Annotated in this window: 22 protein-coding genes and 1 pseudogene; 10 read left to right on the top strand and 13 right to left on the bottom strand. The window is 71.7% G+C overall.

All coding sequences use genetic code 11. The features are described 5' to 3' along the window. Positions 1–3: 3 nt before the first annotated feature. Positions 4–552 carry a hypothetical protein gene (locus tag ACZ5VD_RS09540; RefSeq protein ID WP_468553574.1) on the top strand — a complete coding sequence of 183 codons (549 nt, stop codon included), beginning with the start codon at positions 4–6 and terminating at the stop codon, positions 550–552. Beyond that, positions 542–1,534 (top strand): serine/threonine-protein kinase, encoded by a 993-nt coding sequence (locus tag ACZ5VD_RS09535; RefSeq protein ID WP_468553575.1) that lies wholly within the window; start codon positions 542–544, stop codon positions 1,532–1,534. The genes ACZ5VD_RS09540 and ACZ5VD_RS09535 overlap by 11 nt, the downstream gene beginning before the upstream one ends. Positions 1,535–1,580: 46 nt before the next feature. Here the strand turns inward: ACZ5VD_RS09535 and ACZ5VD_RS09530 are convergent, their stop codons facing one another. Continuing rightward, positions 1,581–2,858 carry a streptophobe family protein gene (locus ACZ5VD_RS09530; RefSeq protein ID WP_468553576.1) on the bottom strand — a complete coding sequence of 426 codons (1,278 nt, stop codon included), beginning with the start codon at positions 2,856–2,858 and terminating at the stop codon, positions 1,581–1,583. Positions 2,859–3,018: 160 nt separating this feature from the next. Between ACZ5VD_RS09530 and ACZ5VD_RS09525 the strand changes: the two genes are divergently transcribed. Together ACZ5VD_RS09525 and ACZ5VD_RS09520 are read left to right on the top strand one after the other, a co-directional pair. Continuing rightward, positions 3,019–4,272: a DUF6777 domain-containing protein gene (locus ACZ5VD_RS09525; protein WP_468681772.1), complete on the top strand. Its 1,254-nt coding sequence runs from the start codon at positions 3,019–3,021 to the stop codon at positions 4,270–4,272. Positions 4,273–4,397: 125 nt separating this feature from the next. Next, entirely contained in the window at positions 4,398–4,847 is a 450-nt protein-coding gene (locus ACZ5VD_RS09520) for an ATP-binding protein (protein ID WP_468553578.1), read from the top strand. 101 nt (positions 4,848–4,948) lie between these two features. On the opposite strand, the gene ACZ5VD_RS09515 is transcribed toward ACZ5VD_RS09520, so the two are convergent. Next, entirely contained in the window at positions 4,949–5,839 is an 891-nt protein-coding gene (locus ACZ5VD_RS09515) for an RNA polymerase sigma factor SigF (RefSeq protein WP_468553579.1), read from the bottom strand. Positions 5,840–6,080: 241 nt separating this feature from the next. Next, on the bottom strand, positions 6,081–6,854 hold the full coding sequence (locus tag ACZ5VD_RS09510) for a class I SAM-dependent methyltransferase (protein WP_468682192.1): 774 nt from the start codon (positions 6,852–6,854) through the stop codon (positions 6,081–6,083). An 88-nt stretch (positions 6,855–6,942) separates the two neighbouring features. On the opposite strand from ACZ5VD_RS09510, the gene ACZ5VD_RS09505 reads away from it, so the two are divergent. Beyond that, entirely contained in the window at positions 6,943–7,377 is a 435-nt protein-coding gene (locus tag ACZ5VD_RS09505; RefSeq protein ID WP_468553580.1) for a helix-turn-helix domain-containing protein, read from the top strand. Positions 7,378–7,395: 18 nt separating this feature from the next. Here the strand turns inward: ACZ5VD_RS09505 and ACZ5VD_RS09500 are convergent, their stop codons facing one another. The 3 genes from ACZ5VD_RS09500 to ACZ5VD_RS09490 all read right to left on the bottom strand — a co-directional run bounded on the left by ACZ5VD_RS09500 (position 7,396) and on the right by ACZ5VD_RS09490 (position 9,973). Continuing rightward, entirely contained in the window at positions 7,396–7,998 is a 603-nt protein-coding gene (locus tag ACZ5VD_RS09500; RefSeq protein WP_468553581.1) for a ClpP family protease, read from the bottom strand. Positions 7,999–8,000: 2 nt separating this feature from the next. Next, positions 8,001–8,639: an ATP-dependent Clp protease proteolytic subunit gene (locus ACZ5VD_RS09495; RefSeq protein ID WP_468553582.1), complete on the bottom strand. Its 639-nt coding sequence runs from the start codon at positions 8,637–8,639 to the stop codon at positions 8,001–8,003. Between the two features lie 128 nt (positions 8,640–8,767). Beyond that, the gene (locus ACZ5VD_RS09490) at positions 8,768–9,973 is read right to left on the bottom strand and encodes an epoxide hydrolase family protein (protein WP_468681770.1); all 1,206 of its coding nucleotides are present in this window, start codon (positions 9,971–9,973) and stop codon (positions 8,768–8,770) included. Positions 9,974–10,111: 138 nt separating this feature from the next. On the opposite strand from ACZ5VD_RS09490, the gene ACZ5VD_RS09485 reads away from it, so the two are divergent. Then, positions 10,112–10,591: a VOC family protein gene (locus ACZ5VD_RS09485; RefSeq protein ID WP_468553584.1), complete on the top strand. Its 480-nt coding sequence runs from the start codon at positions 10,112–10,114 to the stop codon at positions 10,589–10,591. An 18-nt stretch (positions 10,592–10,609) separates the two neighbouring features. On the opposite strand, the gene ACZ5VD_RS09480 is transcribed toward ACZ5VD_RS09485, so the two are convergent. Both ACZ5VD_RS09480 and ACZ5VD_RS09475 read right to left on the bottom strand, forming a co-directional pair. After that, on the bottom strand, positions 10,610–11,530 hold the full coding sequence (locus ACZ5VD_RS09480; protein WP_468553585.1) for an SGNH/GDSL hydrolase family protein: 921 nt from the start codon (positions 11,528–11,530) through the stop codon (positions 10,610–10,612). 98 nt (positions 11,531–11,628) lie between these two features. Beyond that, positions 11,629–11,972: pseudogene (locus ACZ5VD_RS09475) on the bottom strand (SAM-dependent methyltransferase); the annotation flags it as partial. A gap of 163 nt (positions 11,973–12,135) precedes the next feature. Between ACZ5VD_RS09475 and ACZ5VD_RS09470 the strand changes: the two are divergent. After that, entirely contained in the window at positions 12,136–12,936 is an 801-nt protein-coding gene (locus tag ACZ5VD_RS09470) for a VOC family protein (RefSeq protein WP_468681768.1), read from the top strand. Between the two features lie 31 nt (positions 12,937–12,967). Beyond that, positions 12,968–13,666 carry a ribonuclease H family protein gene (locus ACZ5VD_RS09465; RefSeq protein WP_468681765.1) on the top strand — a complete coding sequence of 233 codons (699 nt, stop codon included), beginning with the start codon at positions 12,968–12,970 and terminating at the stop codon, positions 13,664–13,666. A gap of 91 nt (positions 13,667–13,757) precedes the next feature. Here ACZ5VD_RS09465 and ACZ5VD_RS09460 read toward each other — a convergent pair whose 3' ends face one another. The 3 genes from ACZ5VD_RS09460 to melC1 all read right to left on the bottom strand — a co-directional run bounded on the left by ACZ5VD_RS09460 (position 13,758) and on the right by melC1 (position 15,563). Further along, positions 13,758–14,210 (bottom strand): SRPBCC family protein, encoded by a 453-nt coding sequence (locus tag ACZ5VD_RS09460; protein ID WP_468553588.1) that lies wholly within the window; start codon positions 14,208–14,210, stop codon positions 13,758–13,760. A 121-nt stretch (positions 14,211–14,331) separates the two neighbouring features. Further along, a complete protein-coding gene (gene melC2 / locus ACZ5VD_RS09455) occupies positions 14,332–15,156 on the bottom strand; it encodes a tyrosinase MelC2 (protein WP_468681763.1) in 825 nt (274 codons plus the stop codon). A gap of 32 nt (positions 15,157–15,188) precedes the next feature. Then, positions 15,189–15,563, bottom strand: a complete 375-nt coding sequence (gene melC1 / locus ACZ5VD_RS09450) for an apotyrosinase chaperone MelC1 (RefSeq protein WP_468553590.1) — start codon at positions 15,561–15,563, stop codon at positions 15,189–15,191. Positions 15,564–15,942: 379 nt separating this feature from the next. Here melC1 and ACZ5VD_RS09445 point away from each other — a divergent pair, with 379 nt between their 5' ends. Further along, positions 15,943–17,160 carry an FAD-dependent monooxygenase gene (locus tag ACZ5VD_RS09445; RefSeq protein ID WP_468681760.1) on the top strand — a complete coding sequence of 406 codons (1,218 nt, stop codon included), beginning with the start codon at positions 15,943–15,945 and terminating at the stop codon, positions 17,158–17,160. Positions 17,161–17,178: 18 nt separating this feature from the next. Here the strand turns inward: ACZ5VD_RS09445 and ACZ5VD_RS09440 are convergent, their stop codons facing one another. Further along, the gene (locus tag ACZ5VD_RS09440; RefSeq protein ID WP_468553653.1) at positions 17,179–18,822 is read right to left on the bottom strand and encodes a cholesterol oxidase substrate-binding domain-containing protein; all 1,644 of its coding nucleotides are present in this window, start codon (positions 18,820–18,822) and stop codon (positions 17,179–17,181) included. Positions 18,823–19,039: 217 nt separating this feature from the next. Here ACZ5VD_RS09440 and ACZ5VD_RS09435 point away from each other — a divergent pair, with 217 nt between their 5' ends. Continuing rightward, a complete protein-coding gene (locus ACZ5VD_RS09435) occupies positions 19,040–20,023 on the top strand; it encodes an aldo/keto reductase (RefSeq protein WP_468553592.1) in 984 nt (327 codons plus the stop codon). Between the two features lie 63 nt (positions 20,024–20,086). Here ACZ5VD_RS09435 and ACZ5VD_RS09430 read toward each other — a convergent pair whose 3' ends face one another. Then, positions 20,087–20,428 (bottom strand): hypothetical protein, encoded by a 342-nt coding sequence (locus ACZ5VD_RS09430; protein ID WP_468553593.1) that lies wholly within the window; start codon positions 20,426–20,428, stop codon positions 20,087–20,089. Between the last annotated feature and the right edge of the window lie 59 nt (positions 20,429–20,487).

Genomic DNA, 20,487 nt, shown 5'->3' with positions numbered 1-20,487 from the left:
CCGATGGCGACTCCCCCCGGCTTCCGCCCCAGCCACGTCGTGCCCCAGAACGGCATGCCCGCCTGGGAGGCCCCCGACCCCGCCCGCCCCACCGTGCCCCTCGACGCCCTGCTGCCGGTCCAGCTCGTCGAGCGACGCGGCGACTGGGGGCATGTCCTGTGCGCCAACGGCTGGTCCGCCTGGGTCGACGGCCGCCACCTGGTCGCCGTGCCCGAGGACCCGCCGCTCGCCGGCGGCCCCCTCACCCGCACCGCCGACCCCCGCCCCCTGCTCACCCGCGCCGAACAGACCCTGGCCCGCTACCGGGCCGCGGTCGAGGACCTCGCGGCCGGCGCTCTGGAGGGCGAGGCCTTCCACGGCCGTACCCAGGGGTTGCGGCTCGGGGTCGTCGTCGACGGGGAGTCGATGTGGGTGTACGACACCGAACAGGGCCGGTGGGCCTACGCGGACGGCGCACGGCTGAGCACCTACGCCACGGACGAGGGTCCCCGTGCCGTCGCGGCCGACGTCGGACACGCCCCCACCCAGGTCGTGACGCCCGATGGCACGTGAATCGAGCCTCTTCTCGGGACGGCCCTCCGAGCTGATCGGCAAGCAGGTCGCGAGCTACCGCATCGAGCGCGAGATCGGCCGCGGCGGCATGGCCGTCGTCTACCGTGCCCGGGACCTGCGCCTGGACCGGACCGTCGCCCTCAAGCTGCTGGCCCCCGAACTCGCCCGCAACGACACCTTCCGCCGCCGCTTCACCCACGAGTCCCGGGTGGCCGCCGCGATCGACCACCCGCACATCGTGCCGGTCTTCGAGGCGGGCGAGACCGACGGTGTGCTCTACATCGCCATGCGCTACGTCTCCGGCAGCGACCTGCGCCACCTCCTCGACCGCGACGGACCTCTGCCGCTCGCGACCGCGGTGCGCATCGCCGCCCAGGTCGCCTCCGCGCTGGACGCGGCCCACGAGCACGGCCTGGTCCACCGGGACGTGAAGCCCGGCAACATCCTGGTGGCCCGCGGCACCGACAGCGACCACCCCGAACACGTCTACCTCACCGACTTCGGCCTGACGAAGAAATCCCTGTCCCTGACCGGCTTCACGACCGTCGGCCAGTTCGTCGGCACCCTCGACTACGTGGCCCCCGAGCAGATCTCCGGTCGGCCCGTCGACGGCCGCTGCGACGTCTACGGCTTCGCCTGCGTCGTCTACGAGACCCTCGCGGGCCGGCCGCCGTTCCGCCGCGACGACGACATGGCCCTGCTGTGGGCCCACCAGTACGACGAACCGGCCCCGCTGACGGAGTCCCGGCCCGACCTCGACGCCCACCTCGACACCGTCTTCGCCAAGGCCCTCGCCAAGAGCCCCGACGACCGCCACGACTCCTGCCTCGCCTTCGTCGCGGCCCTGCGCTCCGCCGCGACCGGCGACGATCCGACGACCGGCCACCCGCCCACGGCGGTCGACCTGCGGGCCGTGCCGACGGGGGAGGAGCGGCCCCGGCAGCCTCCGGGCTGGGCCGCACCGGTCTTCGGGCGACGGTAGGGCGCCTCACCGGCGCCTTCGCCGGTGCCCCATCGGGGTCGGTACCTCAGCGGGTCACCGGGCGGGCCGCACCCCGTCGCCGTACCGGCTTCGCCAGCAGACCGCCCAGGAACCCGGTGACCAGCCCCCACAACAGGGCCAGACCGATCGCCGACCACAGCTCGGGCCTCAGGAACAGATCGCCGCCCAACCTGCCCCCCAGGTCCCCGATCCCGAGGACCGACAGCCCGTAGTGCGCGGAGATCCGGCCGACGAGGCAGATCATCAGGACCGTCAGCGCGAAGGCCACCGCCATGTGCACGGCGTGCTGCCACAGGCGCATCCGGGCCGGTGAACGCGCGGCCATGACGAAGGCGGCGCCCAGCAGCAGCACCGCGTCCACGACCACCAGCCACCACACCCTGCCGTCGTGCGCGGCGAGCGTGCCCAGGTTCAGCGTGGCGGTGTCCGAGGAGCGCAGCACCTCGTCCAGGACATGCGGCATCGGCAGCCCGAACGGTCCCTCCACCCGGCCGTTCCAGGTCGCGCCGAGACCGATCGTGAGGGTGAGCCACATCAGGTTCGGCATGCCGAGCAGGATCACGGCGAGGGTCTCCACGGCATGCCCCCGGGTCGCCGCGACCACCACGGCGACGAGGACGCCGAGGACGACGTACGCGAGCAGCAGCACGACCATGGCGTACGCGGCGGGCCGTACCGACTCCTGGAGGCGCAGCACCCGGGCCGGCAGCGGCGCCCCGCGTGAGACCAGCACGGCCAGCACCAGCACCCCGGCCAGCCACAGCAGCCCGAAGAACAGGGTGGGCGGCACGTCCGTGGTGAAGCCGACCTTCGGCGACACGTCGAACAGGTCGCCGATGCCGCTCAGTGTGCCGTCGCCCAGCGACAGCGCGAACGACTGGCGTGCCGCCAGGGCCAGACCGAGCAGCGCGAGCAGCCACAGCACGGCGATCCGGGCGGCCCATCCGGCCAGCTCGGCGGCTCCCGCGACGGCCCGGTGGCGGAGCGGCCGCAGAAAGCCCGCGCCGAGGACCAGCGCGCCGACGAGTGTGACCGAGAGAGGGATCACGGTGAGTCCGGCGTTCGTGTCGGCGAGCCCTCCGGCGTCCCCGGACAGTTCGATCGTGCCGCCGACGGCGGTGACGACGGTCGCCGCGACGATCCGGGGGAACGCGTCGTCCGGGAGGTCCGAGGCACCCGCCGCCCACAGCCCCAGCGCGGCGACCACGCCCATGGCGATCACCGCGGCCAGCACCGTGGCCACCGCCCGCACCCAGCCGTGGCGGGCGAGGACTGCCTGGTCGGAACGGGTGGGGACACTCACCCCGCCACGCTAAGCAGCACCCGGGCGGCGCGCCCGTCGGGAGGGCCGTCCGCGTCGGCTTGCGGGCAGCACCCATGCGGAGCACACAATGGGGATGTCGTGGAAATAAGCGGCGAAGCGCCACAAAGCCGCCATAATCCCTCGTCGGGAAGAGGAGCTCGTGAGCGTCGAACCGCCGTCCTCCGGCCGCCCCACAGGACCCCCCTCCGGCCCCCTGTCGGGCCCCTCCCAGCCGCCCTCGGGCCCGCCCTCCGAACCCCCGGGCAGCGGCGGAGCCCACGCGCCGGAACCCGGCCGCCCCTGGTGGCGGTCCGCCCCGCGCGTCGCGGTCCTCGCCACCCTGGTCGTGGCCGCGGTCGTCCTCGCGGTCGTCTTCACCCGGCCCGACGGCGGCTCGGGCAGCGCCCAGGGCGGCGAGGTCTTCCTCCAGGCCGCCGGCAAGAGCGGCCCCGACCCCTTCACCGAAAGCACCGCGACGGACAGCTCCGCCCCACCGATCTCGGTCTCCCCGTCCACCCCGTCGTCCGGGTCCGCCCCCGCCAACGCGGTGCGTGGCGTCGACGGCGCCGCCCCCGGCCTCTACGGCGGCACCCGCAACGTCGCCAGCTGCGACGTGGAGAAACAGATCACCGCGCTCCGGGCGACCCCGGCCAAGAACAGCGCGTTCGCCTCCGTCGCCGGCGTCGAGCCGTCCCAGGTCCCCGCCTACCTGCGCTCGCTCACGCCGGTCCAGCTGCGCATGGACACCCGCGTCACCAACCACGGTTACCGCGACGGCGCCGCCACGAGCTACCAGGCGGTCCTGCAGTCCGGCACGGCCGTCCTCGTCGACTCCCACGGAGTGCCGCGCGTCCGCTGCGCCTGCGGCAACCCGCTCACCCCGCCGGTCGCCCAGCAGACCCCGCCCCGGCACACCGGCGACTCCTGGTCCTCGTACCACCCCTCGAACGTGGTCGTGGTGGCCCCCGCGGCCCAGGTCGTCAACATCTTCGTGATCTACGACCCCGACCGCGGCGACTGGTTCTCCCGGCACCACGGCGACACCGGGAAGAAGGACCACCAGGCCGACCCGCCCAAGCACCCGCCCACGCCCTCGGTGAGCGTGTCCACCCCCACGTCGCCCTCCTCGCCGTCGCCCTGCGTCTCCCTGACCGGCGACGACAGCCCCGGGCCGTCTACCGGTCAACCGCCCAGCGGCTCGGCGAGCCCGTGCCCGTCCACGTCGACCGCGCCGTCCTCACCGTCCCCGAAGTCCGTGCCGCCCTCCTCGGAGCCGCCGGCCCCCGAGCCGGACACGAGCGAGCCCCCGTCGCCCGACCTCTCGTCCCCGCAGGCCCCACTGGCCTCCGACACCACCGCTACGACGACCCGATCGGCGTCCACCGGAACGCCCGCCACCTCCGCTGCCCTGTGAGCCGCCCGGGGTGTTCGATCACGGCGTAAACCTGTCACGAGGACTCGGGGACTGTGACGCGCGGCTCGGGGTACGAGCACTGGTGCAGCAGCGTCCGGCCAGTCCGGCTTCCGAGAGAGAAACGCATGATCGAGCACCTGGACGGGGTAGTGATACCGACTGGTTTCGACGTACCCGTGGAACCGCTACGGCGGGCGGCGCACTACACGGGCGAGCCGGGATGCATCGCCGAGGCGAGGTCCTTCGCCGCGGCCTTCCTGCAGCAGCTCAGGACCGAGTGGTGCGCCGACGTCGAGGACCGGGCCGAGGACGCGGTACTCCTCGTGGTGAGCGAACTGGTCACCAACGCCGACCGGCACAGCAACGGGCCGTACATCCTGGAGCTGGAGGGCACGGACATCGCGGTGGCGGTGATCGTCTACGACAGCAGCGCGGCCCTGCCCCGGCGCTTTCCGAAGGATCCCGAGCGCATCGGCCGGCACGGTCTGGAGATCGTGCACGTCCTGGCGGCCGACCTCGCCGTCGAACGGGTGCCGGTCGGCAAGCGGGTGCGCGCGGTCGTGCACCTGGGCTGAGGCGCAGAGAGAGCGACGCACCGACCACAGGCCGAGAGCGGGTGCCGTCTCCCGCCCGTTCTACCGGGACAGGGGTGGCACCCGCTCTCGCGATGTTCGGGTCAGGCGCAGCCCAGCTCGCCCAGCATGCCCTGGCGCAGCCGCATGATGATCCGCTTGATCAGCCGCGACACATGCATCTGCGAGCAGCCGAGCTCCTCGCCGATCTCGGCCTGGGTGGCCTCCTCGACGAAACGCATGTGGATGATCCGGCGGTCGCGTTCGCTGAGTTCGGCCATCAGCGGCGCGAGCGACTGGAAGTCCTCGACGAGCCGCAGGCCGTTCTCCTCCACACCGATGAAGTCGGCGAGGACCGCCTCGCCGCCCTCGGCGCCGTCACCGGTGAGCGCGGCGTCCAGGGAGGAGGAGTTGTAGCCGTTCGAGGCGATCTGCGCCTCAACGACCTCCTTCTCGGGGATGTTCATCAGGGTGGCCAGTTCGGCGACGGTCGGCTCGCGGTCCAGCCTGCTGGCGAGTTCCTCACGCGCCTTGGCCAGTTCCACCCGCAGTTCCTGAAGCCGGCGCGGTACGTGCACCGCCCAGGTGGTGTCACGGAAGAACCGCTTGATCTCGCCCACGATGTAGGGCAGCGCGAACGAGGTGAACTCGACCTCGCGCGCCAGTTCGAAGCGGTCGATGGCCTTGATCAGGCCGATCATCCCGGTCTGGACGATGTCCTCCATGTCGTCCCCGCGACCGCGGAACCGGCCGGCCGCGAAACGCACGAGGGACATGTTCATCTCGATGAGGGTGTTGCGCGCGTACTGGTACTCGTGCGTGCCCTCCTCGACTTCGGCCAGACGCCGGAAGAACTGTCGGGACAGCTCTCGCGCGTCGCGCGGTGCCACGGTCCGCGGGTTCTCGACTCCAGGCAGCGGTCCCTCGCCCGTCGTCCTGGTCCTGGCGGTCTCCTCGACGACCTGTGCCTCCGACCGGATCACGGCGGTGTCCATTACCTCTCCCAGTAAAGTCGCGGCCTGACGTCTGCCTCTTCGGCCTCGGTTGCGGCGGATCCTGCTTCGGCTGTGCGGACTGCGAGTACCCGGTCGGCGGCGATGTATGCACACCACTCTCGAACATTTCCTGTCTGACGTAGCGCGTACCCGGACTGTCACGGCGCATGCGTGTTCTGTGTGCGTACGGCGAAAATTCGGTGACGGTGCCGCGATCGGGTGCCCCGCATCGGGCCGCCACTCAGGTCCGGGTCGCGACGATCAGCTCGTGCAGATAGCGCTTGGTGACGCTGCCGCCGTGGTGGCGCTCGATCAGCTCCCGCAGGCAGGTCAGCAGGCCCTCCCGGCGGGGTGCGTCCAGCGCGCGGTGGCCGGAATAGGTGAGCAGCAGGTCGAGGTACCCGTCCGCGGAGTACGTGACGTCCTGGAGGTGGCGGCTCGTCACGATGTCCCCGAAGCGTGAGCCCCGCTCCAGCTCGCCGGCGTCCGAGGCGATCTCGGACTCGTCCCGGAGCCGCAGCCCGGGCTCGGTGGCCGGGTCCCAGCGTTCGTAGCAGCGCTGGGCCCGGGCGAAGAACTCCGTGCTGCCGCCCGCCACATGCTCGGTGGTGACGATCGCGAGGTGTCCGCCGGGGCGCAGCGCGTCCGCCGTTCTCCGGACCCGCACCTCCGGGTCGAGCCAGTGGAAGGCGGTGGCGCAGGCGACGAGGTCGTACGGCTCCCGTGGCAGCGGCCAGTGTTCGAAGTCCGCCACCCGCACGTCCACCCGGGGAAAGTCCCGCAGTCGCCGCCGGGCCACGCCCGCCAGGGCGGGACCGAGTTCCACCGCCGTGACACGGCAGCCGAACTCCGCCAGCGGAAGCGTGAGTTGGCCGGTCCCGGGGGCCACCTCCAGGACCCGGCGGTCCGGCCCGAGGTCCGCGACCCGCGCCAACTCGTCCACCAGGGCACGGGGGTAGCGGGGCCGCACCCGGTCGTACAACTCCGCGACCTCGTCGAACGTCTCCCGCAGCACTCGTCCCACGCCCTCTCGCCGCCACGATTCCACCCAGGGCGGAATGCCGACCCCTTCCGCCGAGGGCCAGGGAATCTAGTCTGAAGCGGTGAGCAGCCAAGCGCCGAACCAAGCCCGCGTGATCCCCCTGCGCCCGCCCTCCGCGCGCCCGGCGTCGGAACGCCCCGCCGCGGCCCCACCCCGCCAGGCACCCGCCCCCGCTCCCCAGGCACCCGGCCGGTCGAGGGAGCCCCTCTGGCGCGACCTGGTCGGCGATGTCCTGCGGCGTGAGCGGCTCGCCCAGGAACGCACGCTCAAGGAGGTCGCCGACACGGCCCGGATCTCCATGCCGTATCTCTCCGAGGTGGAGCGCGGCCGCAAGGAGGCTTCTTCGGAGGTCCTCGCGGCCGCCGCGCACGCCCTGGGCCTCGGTCTGGGCGACCTGCTGTCGCTGGCGCAGGGCGAGCTGACCCGGCTCACGACCCCGGCCCGGACCCGCGGCCGGTCCACGGCGCCGTACAACGGGCTCTGCCTGGCCGCCTGACGTCCCGCCGCCGGCGCCTCAGGCCCTCACGAGGCGCCGGCTCACCACCTCGTCGGCCAGGCCGTACGCCACCGCCTCCTCGGCGGTGAACACCTTGTCGCGGTCCATGTCCGCGCGCAGGGTCGTGATGTCGTGGTCCGTGTGCCGGGCCAGGACCTCCTCCACCTGGGAGCGGATCCGCACCATCTCCTTGGCCTGGAGGGCGAGATCGGACACCGTGCCCTGGCGTCCGCCGCTGGCCGGCTGCCCCAGCAGCACGCGCGCGTGCTCCAGCACGAACCGCCGCCCCGGATCCCCTCCGGCCAGCAGGACGGCCGCCGTGGAGGCCGCCTGGCCGACGCAGAACGTCGAGATCGGAGCCTGCACGTACGTCATCGTGTCGTAGATCGCCATCAGCGAGGTGAACGATCCGCCGGGCGAGTTGATGTAGATCGCGATCTCGCTCTCCGGGGACGACGACTCCAGATGGAGGAGTTGCGCGATGACGACGTTGGCGACGCCGTCGTCGATCTCGGTGCCGAGGAAGATGATCCGCTCCGACAGCAGCCGGCTGAACACGTCGTAGGACCGCTCGCCCTGCGGGGTCCGCTCGACGACGTTCGGAATCGTGTAGGTCCCCATGGTCACAGCCCCATCCGTCGCTTCGAGGCGCCCGGGCGGACGTCCGCGAGGGACTCCACGACCCGGTCCACCATGCCGTACTCCCGGGCCTGTTCGGCCGTGAACCAGCGGTCGCGGTCACCGTCCCGGGAGATGGTCTCCGGGCTCTGGCCGGTGTGCTCCGCGGTGATCCGCTCGATGGTCCGTTTGGTGTGCTCCAGGTTCTCCGCCTGGATCTCGATGTCCGCGGTGGTGCCGCCGATGCCCGCCGACGGCTGGTGCATCATGATCCGCGCGTGGGGGAGCGCGTAGCGCTTGCCGGGGGTGCCGACGCTCAGCAGGAACTGGCCCATGCTGGCGGCGAAGCCCATGGCGAGCGTGGAGACGTCGTTCGGGATCAGCCGCATGGTGTCGTAGACGGCCAGGCCCGCGTGTACCGAACCGCCCGGGCTGTTCACGTACAGGCCGATGTCGGTGCGCGGGTCCTCCGCCGACAGGATCAGCAGCTGGGCGCAGACCCGGTTCGCGGAGACCTCGTCGACCTGTGTGCCCAGGAGGACGATCCGCTGGGCGAGCAGCTGGGCGGCCAGGTGGTCGTCGAAGCGGGTGGGCGAGGTGTCGCCCTCCTCGGCCCGGGGAGCGAGCGTGGTGTGTGGAGTCATCGGTTCTCCTCGTGGTGGCGGGGATGCCGTCGACTCCACTGTCGGCCGGGGACGGTGGCGGGGTGTGGATTCTCTGCCCGCGGCAGATTCGCCGAGAGCAGAGGGGGCAGAGGAGGGTGGAGCGGGCGTCAGTCCTTCTCGCGCAGCTGCCGGAAGAAGGCGCGCACGTCGTCCACCAGCAGGTCGGGCTCCTCCATCGCCGCGAAGTGGCCGCCCCGGTCGAACTCCGTCCAGCGCACGATGTTCTCCGTCCGTTCCGCCTTGTGGCGCAGCGGGATCTGCGGGTCGCCCGGGAAGGCCGCCACCGCGGTCGGGGCGGTCGAGGGCTCGTTCGGCGCGGCGATCCGGTCCCCGGTGGCGTGGGCGCGCTCGTAGTAGACCCGCGCGGAGGAACCCGCCGTCCCCGTCAGCCAGTACAGCATCACGTTCGTCAGCATCCGATCCCGGTCGACGGCCTCCTCGGGCAGCTCGTCGGAGTCCGTCCACTCCTGGAACTTCTCGACGATCCAGGCGAGTTGACCGACCGGTGAGTCGGTGAGCGCGTACGAGAGGGTCTGCGGCCGGGTGGACTGCACATGGAAGTAGCCCGTCCCTTCCCGGAACCACTTCTCCCACCGGCGCCAGGAGGTGAGGGTGCGCTCCCGCTCCTCGGGGGTCAGCGCCGCCAGCTCCTCGGCGGTCGGCTCGGTGGCCGCCTGTCCGCCGGGCAGCAGGTTGAGGTGGATGCCGATGGCCCGGTCCGGGTGGACGCGTCCCAGCTCGCGGGAGATCCCGGCGCCCCAGTCGCCGCCCTGCGCGCCGAACCGCTCGTAGCCCAGGCGGGTCATCAGCTCGACCCACGCGTCGGCGATCCGGCGCGCCTCCCAGCCGGTCTCCCGGGTCGGCCCGGAGAAGCCGAAGCCGGGAATGCTCGGCAGGACGACGTGGAAGGCGTCGGCGGGGTCACCGCCGTGCGCGGCCGGGTCCGTCAACGGGCCGACGATGTCGAGGAATTCGACGATCGACCCCGGCCAGCCGTGCGTGATGATCAGTGGGGTGGCGTCGCGCTCGGGGGAGCGGATGTGTGCGAAGTGCACGTGCGCGCCGTCGATCTCGGTCGTGAACTGCGGCCACTCGTTGAGCCGCGCCTCGGCCGCCCGCCAGTCGTAGGTGTTCCGCCAGTGCCCCACCAGCTCGCGCAGATAGCCCGACGGAACGCCGTAGGCCCAGCCCACCCCCGGCAGTTCGTCCGGCCACCGGGCCCGGCCGAGGCGGTCGTGCAGGTCGTCGAGGTCGCTCTGCGGGATGTCGATACGGAAGGGCCGGATGCCGGTGTCGGCGGGCGATGACGTCATGGTCGCGATGCTAGTTCCGAACCATGTAGAGGCCATCTGGATTAATCGGCCCCGCGACCGATGAGTTCCGGGGCGTGGACCGGTCGATACAGGTGACCGTGTTCCACACACCCGGTTCCACCCGCCCAGGAGGTATGCATGACCACCGACGGATTCACCACGTGTCTCTGGTTCGACGGCCAGGCCGAGGAGGCCGCCGACTTCTACGTCTCGGTCTTCAAGAACTCCAGCATCGGCCAACTCGCGCGCTACCCCGAGGGAGCCCTCCAGGCCGCCGGTTCCGTGATGACCGTCGAGTTCACGGCCAACGGCCACAGGTTCCTCGGGCTCAACGGCGGCCCGCAGTTCAAGTTCAACGAGGCGATCTCCTTCATGATCGCCTGCCAGGACCAGGAAGAGGTCGACTACTACTGGACCAAGCTCACCGAGGGCGGCGAGCCCGGCCCCTGCGGCTGGCTGAAGGACAAGTACGGCCTGTCCTGGCAGGTCGTCCCCGACCGCCTCATCGAACTGACCACCGACCCGGACCCGGCGACGGCGGCCCGCGCGACCCAGGCCATGATGGGGATGGGCAAGATCGACATCGCCGCGCTGGAGAAGGCGGCCGCGGGCGAGTGACCCTCGGGGAAGGTGCCCTCACCCGCCGAGGCTGTCGCCCACCACGCGGGTGATCTCCCGGGCGATGCGCAGGATGCCGGGGGAGCGGACCGGGCAGGGCTTCGGCTCGGGTGTTGTGGGCGCCAGACAGAAGTGCAGGTAGTCCTTGTCGAGGTGGAGGGCCGTGCGGTCCCGGTCCGGCTGGGTGCAGTAGTTCCGATGGTCGCGTTCGTAGGCGGTGCACGGCAGGTACTGGACCCAGCTCTGACGGGCACCGGCGGGGCTGACCGTCCTGCCCGCGTCGGCGACGAGGTCGCCCGAGGCGGCGGCCCGCTCCTCGTAGAGTTCGTTCACCCGCCGGACCCGGTCGGGCGTCATCGCGTCCGGGCCCTGGAGCACCCACACGATCCGCGGGCGCTGCGCCCCGCCGGCCGTGGTGATCTGCTCGGTGAGACGCTTCGCGTCGGCGGCGTACCGCTTGAAGTACGTGGCGGGCGCGTCGTTGTGGGTGATCCCGTCCATGCACCAGGTGTAACCCCAGGCGTTGCCCCAGAACTGCAGGACCACGACGTCCGGGTGCAGCGACCGCACCAGGGCCGCCGCCTTGTCCCGGTCCGGCACGAGCGACCGCGCGCCCGTGCCCTCCAGGTAGTCGCACAGCGTGGTCCCCGAATAGGGCGCGCTCGTGTAGTCCGCGCGCAGATCCCGGCCCAGCTCCTGACCGAGCACCCGCTGGTTCTCCATGGCGAGGGAGTCGCCCAGGTACAGCACGGTCGGTGGCGTGGCCGTGGCCGGGGCGCGCGGGGAGGCGGCCGGCCGCCGGTGCTCGGTGGCGGCGGACGAGACCGGCACGTCCGGGGCGGGCGGTGCCCCCTGCGCACCGGACGACGGATCCGTGCACGCGCCGAGCAGCAGCCCGGCCAGCAGCACCCCCACGACCACGACCCACGCCCTGCGCATGCGACCACTCCCGCACCGGCCCCGGTGAAACGGCCCCCAGGCAAGCACAGCCGGGCACCGGGCGGAAGGGCTACGACCGGCCGGCGCCCGGCGGCGACTCACACGCGGTCGGCCGCGATCCGCAGGTGCGGGAAACGGCCGTTGCGGTAGGCGGTGAGGAAGGTGTCCTCGATCCCCGTCGCCAGATGGCCGGCCTGCCTGCGCAGTTCCCGGTACGGGACGGTCGCCTCCGCCAGGTCCTCCACGGGGACGACCACCGGCCGGTGCCTGGCCGGCGCGCGGAAGCACTCCGAGCGGTGGTGGATGTCGCAGAGGTGCAGAGGTAGGGGGCGTTGATGAGGGAGACCTCGCGAGAGGCCTGACCGCAGGTGTCGTTGCAGCAGCCGGTGATCACCACAGAACGCCCGCCGCGGCGCAGCGGCCGGGCGCGCTCGGCGAACAGCGGGCCCCGCCGTACGTCCGGTCGGATACTGCCGGAATCCGCCCGCTTCGGTCCGGTCCGAAACGGACCGGACCGTTCGGCGCGCGGTCCGGCGAACCGATGACTAGCGTGAGGAAACGGACCGCCGGAAACGGACCACCACCGAGTCGGAGAGGCCGCAGCCATGGCCGTACAACCTGAGGGAACCCCCTGTTGGGCCGATGCGATGTTCAGCGACGTCGAGGGAGCCAAGAGCTTCTACGGCGACGTCCTCGGCTGGACGTTCGGCGAGTCGTCGTCGGAGTACGGCAACTACACGCAGGCCTACGCGAACGGCAAGGCGGTGGCCGCCGTCGTACCGCCGATGCCCGGCCAGGAGGGGCAGTCGCAGTGGTGCCTCTACTTCGCGTCCCCGGACGCCGCCGCCACCGCCACCAGGATCCGTGACAACGGCGGAGAAGTGGTGATGGAACCCATGCGGGTCGGCGACTTCGGCACCATGTGCCTGGGCCGGGACCCCAGTGGTGTCGTCTTCGGCGTGTGGCAGGCGGGTGTCCACGAGGGGTTCGAGGCACCGCCCGAGCAGCCCGGCGCGTTCTGCTGGGCCGAGGTCTTCACCCGCGAGCCAGAGAAGTCCGACGCGTTCCTCCCGGCCGTCTTCCCGTACACCGCGAAGCAGATGCAGGACGACCAGATGGACTTCCGCCTCTTCGAGGTCGACGGCGAGACGGTCCTCGGCCGCATGAGGATGACGGAGGAGTTCCCGCCCGAGGTGCCGCCGTACATCAACGTCTACTTCACCGTCGCGGACTGCGACGACGCCGTGGCCCGCGCCACCAAGCTCGGTGGCATCCTGCGGTTCGGCCCGATGGACACCCCCTTCGGCCGGTTCGCCGCCCTCACCGACCCGCAGGGCGCGAGCTTCTCCGTCATCGACGTCACGACGACCTCGGGAGAGATGCCGCAGGTCACCGACGTCCCCTGAGCGGAGTCGGAACGCCCCGCGCGGCCATGGCATGATCGGGCGCATGCGTGAACGTGTGGTGGCCGCGTGCGACGGGGCTTCGAAGGGAAACCCGGGACCTGCGGCCTGGGCCTGGGTGGTTGCGGACGAGGCGGAGGCTCCCACCCGCTGGGAGGCGGGGCCGCTCGGCAAGGCCACCAACAACGTCGCCGAACTGACGGCGCTGGAACGCCTGTTGGCGTCGGTCGACGCCGATGTGCCGCTTGAGATCCGAATGGACTCGCAGTACGCCATGAAGGCCGTGACGACCTGGCTGCCGGGCTGGAAGCGCAACGGCTGGAAGACGTCCGCCGGCAAGCCGGTCGCCAACCAGGACCTGGTCGTCCGTATCGACGAACTGCTCGACGGCCGCTCGGTCGAGTTCCGTTACGTGCCCGCCCACCAGGTCGACGGAGACCCGCTCAACGACTTCGCGGACCGGGCCGCGAGCCAGGCGGCGGTCGTCCAGCAGGCCGCGGGCAGCGAACTCGGTTCGCCCGAGCCGCCGCCCGCCCCGGACGCCCCGCCCGCGCGTGCCCCGCGCAAGCGGGCGGGCGGCGGCTCCAAGACCTCTGGTGCCACCGCCCGCACGATCAAGGCGAAGTTCCCCGGACGATGCCTCTGCGGACGCTCGTACGCGGCGGGCGAGCCCATCACGAAGAACGATCAGGGCTGGGGCCACCCGGAGTGCCGCACGGCGGCGGCCGGTTAGAACCGGCCCGGCCGGGCCGGAACCCGCTCTGCCGACGGGCGTCGGCCGGGGCCGGGAGCTGACCCGCCGGACAGGGTTCGGCGCGCGCCGGTCACTGGACCGAGCCGCGCCACCCGCCGGTCTCCTGGCCACGCTCCTCGATGAACTTCTTGAAGCGCTCCAGGTCGCCCTTGGTCTGCCGCTTCACGAACCCCAGCTTGTCCCCGACCTTCTCGGTGACGCTGTCCGGATGGAAGTCCATCTGGAGCATCACCTTGGTGTGGCCGTCGTCGAGCCGGTGGAAGGTGACCGCACCGGCCTGCCGGGCCTCGCCGCCGACCGTGGTCCACGCGACGCGCTCGTCCGGGATCTGCTCCGTGATCTCCGCGTCGAACTCCTTGTGCACTCCGTTCACACTCGTCACCCAGTGGGTGAGGGTGTCGGTGCGCTGTTCGATGCGGTCCACCCCGCTCATGAACTCGGGGAAGGTCTCGAACTGCGTCCACTGGTTGTACGCGGTGTGCACCGGGACGCCGACCTCGATGGATTCCTCGACCTTCGACAAGGGGTGTCCCCTCCTTCGTCCTCTTCGGATTCATCGGGTGTTGCCCGGCGCGGGTACCCGCGCCTCGGGGAGCAAACCGGCCGTCGGCGTCCGTCGGCCCGTATCCACCAGCGGCTATCCGTCAGCCGGCGTCGAAGGTGTAGTGGGCGGTGTGGTCCAACAGGTCCTCGGGGCGGGTGTCGTGCCACGGCTTCATGGTCTCGGTGAGATCGACCACGTCCGGTGTGCCGGCCGCCGGCAGGTACCCGGACCCGGGATGCCGGCGCCGCCACCGCGCCCACAGCTTGTCGACGTAGGCGTGGTGCAGCCAGAACACCGGGTCGTTCGGGGAGACGCCGGTGGCCATCTGCCCGCCGACCCACACATGGACCCTGTTGTGGAGGTTGACGCCCCGCCAGCCCTCCAGGTGGTTACGGAAGCCGTCCGAGGCGCTGTTCCACGGGGCCATGTCGTACGTCGGCATGGACAGCACGGAGTCCACCTCGGCCGCGGTCGGCAGCTCCCGCACCGCGGTGCCGAGGGAGCGCCGGAGATACGTACGCCCGTCGATGCGCACGTCGATCGGCCAGTTCCCGGTGTCGGCGGCGAACGGTCCGTCGGTCACCCGGCCGTCCCGGGAGCGTCCGGTGCCGCCGAGGAAGTCGGGAGCCCACAGCGAGGACCGTGTCGAACGGTCGCCGCTCCAGTCCCAGTACGGCAGCGCGACCGACGCGTCCACGCTCTGCAGAGCGCGTTCGAACTCCAGGAGGAATCTGCGGTGCCAGGGCAGGAAGGACGGTGAGCGGTGGCCGGTGCGTTCGCCGTTGTCGGTGTCGCCGACGATGAAGGCGTTGTGCGTGGTGACGAAGGCGTCATAGCGGCCGTTGCGCTTCAACTCCAGTACGGCGGCGACGAAGCGGCGCTTCTCGTCGGCGGTGAGGGTCGCCTGGTTCTTGCGGACGGTCATGTGTGGGTCTCCCAACAGGCGGGCGGGACAGGTCAGTTGGCGGGGAAGGGGAGGAGCGGGGAGCCCTGTAGTTCGTCCACCGCGGCGCGGGCGGCGGCGCGCGGGGTGCCTACCGGGGCGTAGTGGCTGACGACGCTGATCCAGGTGCCGTCGGCGTTGCGCATCACGTGCAGCTCCACGCCGTCGACGAACACGGTGTATCCGGTGCCGTGGTGGTGGCCGCCCTCGGAGGCCGCCCGCCCCTGTATCCGGCGGCCCCGGTAGACCTCGTCGAAGGGGGCGGGGGAGGGGGAGTCGGGGTGGTGCTCGGCGGCGGACGCGTCCGGCGCGGTGCCGGTCCGGGTTCCGGCTGCCGCGGCGAGGGCTGCCGCGGCGGTGAGCGCACGTCGACGGCTGAGTTCGGGCATGCGGGACCTCCTGGGATGCGGACCCGGATTCCCGATGTGGCTCGGGATCCGGGTGTGTTCGATTGACGACTCCGCATACCTACCGGCCCGGCCGAGAGCGGGAGAAATCCCCCCTGACCGGTTGGCCGCGATCAGGACAAGTGCCAACATGTCGTGCAGGATTGAACGAAGTTGATCTTGTCGTGGAGAGGCTCGTCGCGCCCCGGAAGGGGGAATTCCTTCTCGCGGTGGCCGTGTTGTCGGTGGATCCTCGCGCCCGCGCGCCCTTTCTGTGGCCCGCCTCACCTGCGCAAAGTGGCGCGATCCCGAAGACCGCCGGAGTCCGCGACGGGCCTGCTACTCTGCGTTGCCAATCGACCGCTTTGGGTAATTTCCAGGAGTGCGTGTGAAGGTCGCCTGTGTCGGCGGCGGGCCTGCCGGCCTGTATCTCTCGATCCTGCTGAAACGACGGGACCCGTCCCACGACATCACCGTCCACGAACGCAACCCGGAGGGCTCGACCTACGGCTGGGGCGTGACGTACTGGCGTGGACTGCTGGACAAACTCCACGAGTACGACGCCGAGTCGGCCCTCGCCCTGGAGGAGCACTCGGTCCGCTGGAGCGAGGGCGTCGCCCACGTGCGGGACCAGGCGACCCGGCAGAAGGGCGACGAGGCCTTCGGGATCGGCCGCCACCGCCTGCTGGAGATCCTCGCCTCCCGCGCCCGCTCCCTCGGCGTACGGCTGGAGTTCGACCACGACATCACGGACGGGAACCTCCCCGAGGCCGACCTCGTCGTGGCCGCCGACGGCGTGCACAGCACCCTGCGCACGCAGCACGCGTACCACTTCGGCACGGACGTCAGAAGCGGCCGCAACCAGTACATCTGGCTCGGTACCACCAAGGTCTTCGACGCCTTCACCTTCGCGTTCGTCGAGACCGACCACGGCTGGATCTGGTGCTACGGCTACGCCTTCGGCCCCGACCGCAGCACCTGCGTCGTCGAGTGCGCGCCGGAGACCTGGACCGGCCTCGGCCTCGACGAGGCCAACGAGCCCGACGGACTGGCCCTCCTGGAGAAACTCTTCGCCGACATCCTGGACGGCCACCCCCTGATCGGGCGCTCCTCGGCCCAGGCCGGCGCCCAGTGGCTGACCTTCCGCACCCTCACCAACCGCACCTGGCACCGCGACAACCTCGTCCTGCTCGGCGACGCGGCCCACACCACCCACTACTCCGTCGGCGCCGGCACCACCCTCGCCCTGGAGGACGCCGTCGCCCTGGCCGACGCCCTCGGCGAGCACGCCGCCCTCCCCGACGCCCTCGCCCACTACGAGCGGCGGCGCAGGTCCGAACTCCTGTCGATCCAGAGCGCGGCCCGCTACAGCGCCCAGTGGTACGAGAACCTGCCGCGCTACATGAACCTCCCCCCGGACCGGATGTTCGCCCTGCTCGGCCAGCGCCACTCGCCCCTGCTGCCCTACGTCCCGCCGCAGCTGTACTACCGCATCGACAGGGCGGCCGGGCAGTTGGAGGCGCTGCGCCGGTTCAAGCGCTGGCTCGGACCGAAGGTGGCGCGGACGGTGCACGCGCGGGCGCTGGCCTCCCGCAAGTAGGCCGCACGTACCTTCCCGCTACCGGAACAACCGGTCCAGGAAGGCGTTCCCGAAGACGCGGTGCGGGTCCAGGCGGTCGAGGGTGCCGGCCGCCTGCCCCCACACACTCTCGCCGAACGAGGCGGGCACGACCGTCCCCAGCACCTCCTCCTCGCTCCACACGGCGTCGTCCGTGTACGCCCACCCCTTCGACCACTCGACCCGGGTGAGAGCGTGCCCGCCGTCGTAGGTGTCCAGCAGGAAGCGTTCGATCTCGCGCAGGAACATCTCCGCGTACGGAGTACCGGGCAGTGTCAGCACGTCCAGCCACACGGCCGTGTCCCACTCGGGGTGTCCCGTGCTCGGCCGCAGCGCCGACAGCAGCGGGGCCCTGGCCCCCTCCAGGCCGACGTCGGCGGGCTCGTCCAGACCGGTCACCCGGATCTCGACCGTGCCGTTGACCGGGAATCGGCCCCGGGCCGCGTACGCCGTGAGCCGCTCCCGGTAGTGGGAGGTGAATTCGGCGACGACACGCTGTACCCGGTCCCGGGTGGTGAGCACCGCGTACCCGTTGGCCGTGACCCGGAGGGTGGTGGGCCTGACGTAGAGCAGCGTGTTCTTGGAAGGCCCCCAGATGTCGGCGGACAGCGTGGTCAGGAGGCCCAGCGCCGCCGCGTCGTACTGTGCGTTGCCCAGCACCGGAGCCAGATACCAGGCCGCGTCCGACACCATCCGCCCGGCCAGGTCCGCCACGAGCCCCGGCACGTTGTCGGAGAAGGGGTAGTTGTACGGCTGCGTCACGCGCCGTGAGGTCAGCGGCTTGGTGGGGGAGACGCTCCACACCTTCAGCCACGGGCACTCCGTGAAGGCGAACCAGATCGCCTCGACCCGCCCGGACTCCTCCAGGAAGCTCGCGAACGTCCGACCGTCCTCCCCGGGGGCCGCGAACAACTCGCCCGCCGGAATGTCCATCCGGCTCACACACCGCAGATCGCTGTTCGCCCCCACCCGCAGCACCACCTCGGTGACCAGGGCCCGCCCGAGGTGCGTGAGGAGCGCGGCACAGTCCGCCTCGTCCCTGTGGAACGTCCGCAGGACATAGCTGCCGCCGTCCTCGTCCCACACCACCGCCGTCAGCGACAGCACCAGATTGCTGAGCGAGCCGTACGTGTGCCCGGGCGCCCGGGACTCCCCGGCGGCCGGTACGGCGGTGCCGTGCGCGTCCACGGCCAGCGCGCCGCCGAGCGTGAGGTCGCCGGGGGCGGGCGCGGCCGTGACGCCGAGGCCGTGTGCTTCCAGGTGGGTGAGCAGGGCCTCCAGCGTGACGCCGGTGCCGGCGCGGACCGACGAGGCGGACTCCACCGCCAGGCCGGTGAGATGGGCGGCGGTGTCGACGAGGAGGACCGGGGCGTCCGTCTCTGTTCCCTCGGTGAGCGTCAGCGGCGACCAGCCGTGCGAGGAACCCCGCGGCCGTACCGTCCAGCCGTGCCGCCAGGCCCAGTTGACGACGGCGACCGCCTGCTCACCGTCCCGCGGCGCGCAGGCCCACAGGCCGTCGGCGGTGATCTCGCCGACCCAGTTCCGGTACGCCGAGTGGTAGAGGGCGACACCGGCCGGGAAGTCCGGCACCTCCTCGGCCGCGACGGCCGGATCGGCGGCCGACAGAACGGGCGCGGCGGCCATCGCGGTGGCGGTGCGGAGGAAGCCCCGGCGGCTCCAGGTCGAGTCAGCCGAGGGGACGTTGCTTACGGAACGATCGGTCACGAGCACACGCTAGGCGTCTGTTGACACGTGCATGTCTTATGTCGATCTCTGTCACCCATGTGAGTGAACGACTCCCAGGTGGCGCCCCGGAGCAGTCGGTTCCGCGCGGGACGATCGTGGATGACAGACTGGCGCCATGGACGAGCGCACATTCGACAGGTCGCGACAGCACGCCTCCGCCATCGGTCTCGGCACCTGGCAACTGGGAGCCGACTGGGGAGACGTCGACGACAAGGAAGCACTCACGGTGCTGGAGGCGGCGGCCGAGTCCGGCGTCACCTTCTTCGACACGGCCGACGTGTACGGCGACGGACGCAGCGAGCAGACCATCGCCACCTTCCTGCGTGGCCGGCCCGACCTGCACGTGCTGGTCGCGACGAAGATGGGCCGCCGGGTCGACCAGATCCCGGAGAACTACGTCCTGGACAACTTCCGCGCGTGGAACGACCGTTCCCGGCGCAACCTCGGTGTCGACCGCCTCGACCTGGTCCAGCTGCACTGCCCGCCCACGCCCGTGTACTCCACGGACGAGGTGTTCGACGCCCTGGACACCCTGGTCGCGGAGGAGCGGATCGCCGCCTACGGCGTCAGCGTGGAGACCTGCGAGGAGGCGCTCACCGCGATCGCCCGCCCGGGTGTGGCCAGCGTCCAGATCATCCTCAACCCGTTCCGGATGAAGCCCCTGCAAGAGGTGCTCCCGGCGGCCCGGGAGGCGGGCGTCGGCATCATCGCCCGGGTCCCGCTCGCCTCCGGCCTGCTGTCCGGCAAGTACACCAAGGACACCGTCTTCCCGGAGAACGACCACCGCACCTACAACCGGCACGGCGAGGCCTTCGACCAGGGCGAGACCTTCTCCGGCGTGGACTACGCGACGGGCGTCGAGGCCGCCGCCGAGTTCAGCGGACTCACCCCGGAGGGCTACACCCCGGCCCAGCTGGCGCTGCGCTGGATCGTCCAGCAGCCCGGCGTGACCAGCGTGATCCCCGGCGCCCGCTCGCCCGAGCAGGCCCGCGCCAACGCGGCCGCCGCCAAGCTGCCCGAGCTGTCCGAGGCGACCCTCACCGCGATCCGCGACCTGTACGACCGGCGGATCAAGGAGCAGGTCGAAGCCCGCTGGTAGGTCCCCGGACCGCCTAGGGGCTCGGTTCCGCCGGCGGACGGGCCCTCGGGGTCCTGGGCAGGGTCAGGGCGTCAGCAGCAGCTGACGTTCCTGCTCCTGGTCGCCCGACGACGTGCCCTGGTCCTGCGTGGAGAAGGCGTCGGCCAGGGTGTCGCGGGCCTTGCCGACGGCCTCGGGCGTGCCCTGCACGGTGACCGTGACCGGCGCGGACAGGCGGCCGGCGCTCCCCCGAGGGGACCCGGCCGCACCGGCGGCGAAGGTGGCCGTGTGGACGGTGGCGTTCTCGTCGGTCGGCAGCTCGTCGGGTGCGCCGAAGGCGGGCTCAAGGGCCCTGACGACCTTCTGCGCGTCGGCGGCGCTGCCGCCGGAGAGGGTGACGGTGAGTTCGGTGCCGGGCGTGGTCAACGGGACTCCTCGGGTCGGCGGCGGCTGAGGGCGGGACGGGGGCCGGGGCGGCGGGTGCG

Source organism: Streptomyces sp. NPDC032822 (assembly GCF_055578825.1).
The sequence above is the reverse complement of the archived record's forward strand: the minus strand, read 5'-3'. Positions and strand labels throughout refer to the sequence as shown.

What these genes read in the sequence shown, in the direction of transcription:
- ACZ5VD_RS09440 (WP_468553653.1), bottom strand. Translation starts at nt 18,822, where the DNA reads ATGGCCGCCGCGCCCGTTCTGTCGGCCGCCGATCCGGCCGTCGCGGCC.
- ACZ5VD_RS09470 (WP_468681768.1), top strand. Translation starts at nt 12,136, where the DNA reads ATGGCCGTACAACCTGAGGGAACCCCCTGTTGGGCCGATGCGATGTTC.
- melC2 (WP_468681763.1), bottom strand. Translation starts at nt 15,156, where the DNA reads ATGACCGTCCGCAAGAACCAGGCGACCCTCACCGCCGACGAGAAGCGC.
- ACZ5VD_RS09515 (WP_468553579.1), bottom strand. Translation starts at nt 5,839, where the DNA reads ATGGACACCGCCGTGATCCGGTCGGAGGCACAGGTCGTCGAGGAGACC.
- ACZ5VD_RS09490 (WP_468681770.1), bottom strand. Translation starts at nt 9,973, where the DNA reads ATGACGTCATCGCCCGCCGACACCGGCATCCGGCCCTTCCGTATCGAC.
- ACZ5VD_RS09435 (WP_468553592.1), top strand. Translation starts at nt 19,040, where the DNA reads ATGGACGAGCGCACATTCGACAGGTCGCGACAGCACGCCTCCGCCATC.
- ACZ5VD_RS09500 (WP_468553581.1), bottom strand. Translation starts at nt 7,998, where the DNA reads ATGGGGACCTACACGATTCCGAACGTCGTCGAGCGGACCCCGCAGGGC.
- ACZ5VD_RS09520 (WP_468553578.1), top strand. Translation starts at nt 4,398, where the DNA reads ATGATCGAGCACCTGGACGGGGTAGTGATACCGACTGGTTTCGACGTA.
- ACZ5VD_RS09485 (WP_468553584.1), top strand. Translation starts at nt 10,112, where the DNA reads ATGACCACCGACGGATTCACCACGTGTCTCTGGTTCGACGGCCAGGCC.
- ACZ5VD_RS09535 (WP_468553575.1), top strand. Translation starts at nt 542, where the DNA reads ATGGCACGTGAATCGAGCCTCTTCTCGGGACGGCCCTCCGAGCTGATC.
- melC1 (WP_468553590.1), bottom strand. Translation starts at nt 15,563, where the DNA reads ATGCCCGAACTCAGCCGTCGACGTGCGCTCACCGCCGCGGCAGCCCTC.
- ACZ5VD_RS09540 (WP_468553574.1), top strand. Translation starts at nt 4, where the DNA reads ATGGCGACTCCCCCCGGCTTCCGCCCCAGCCACGTCGTGCCCCAGAAC.
- ACZ5VD_RS09495 (WP_468553582.1), bottom strand. Translation starts at nt 8,639, where the DNA reads ATGACTCCACACACCACGCTCGCTCCCCGGGCCGAGGAGGGCGACACC.
- ACZ5VD_RS09465 (WP_468681765.1), top strand. Translation starts at nt 12,968, where the DNA reads ATGATCGGGCGCATGCGTGAACGTGTGGTGGCCGCGTGCGACGGGGCT.
- ACZ5VD_RS09480 (WP_468553585.1), bottom strand. Translation starts at nt 11,530, where the DNA reads ATGCGCAGGGCGTGGGTCGTGGTCGTGGGGGTGCTGCTGGCCGGGCTG.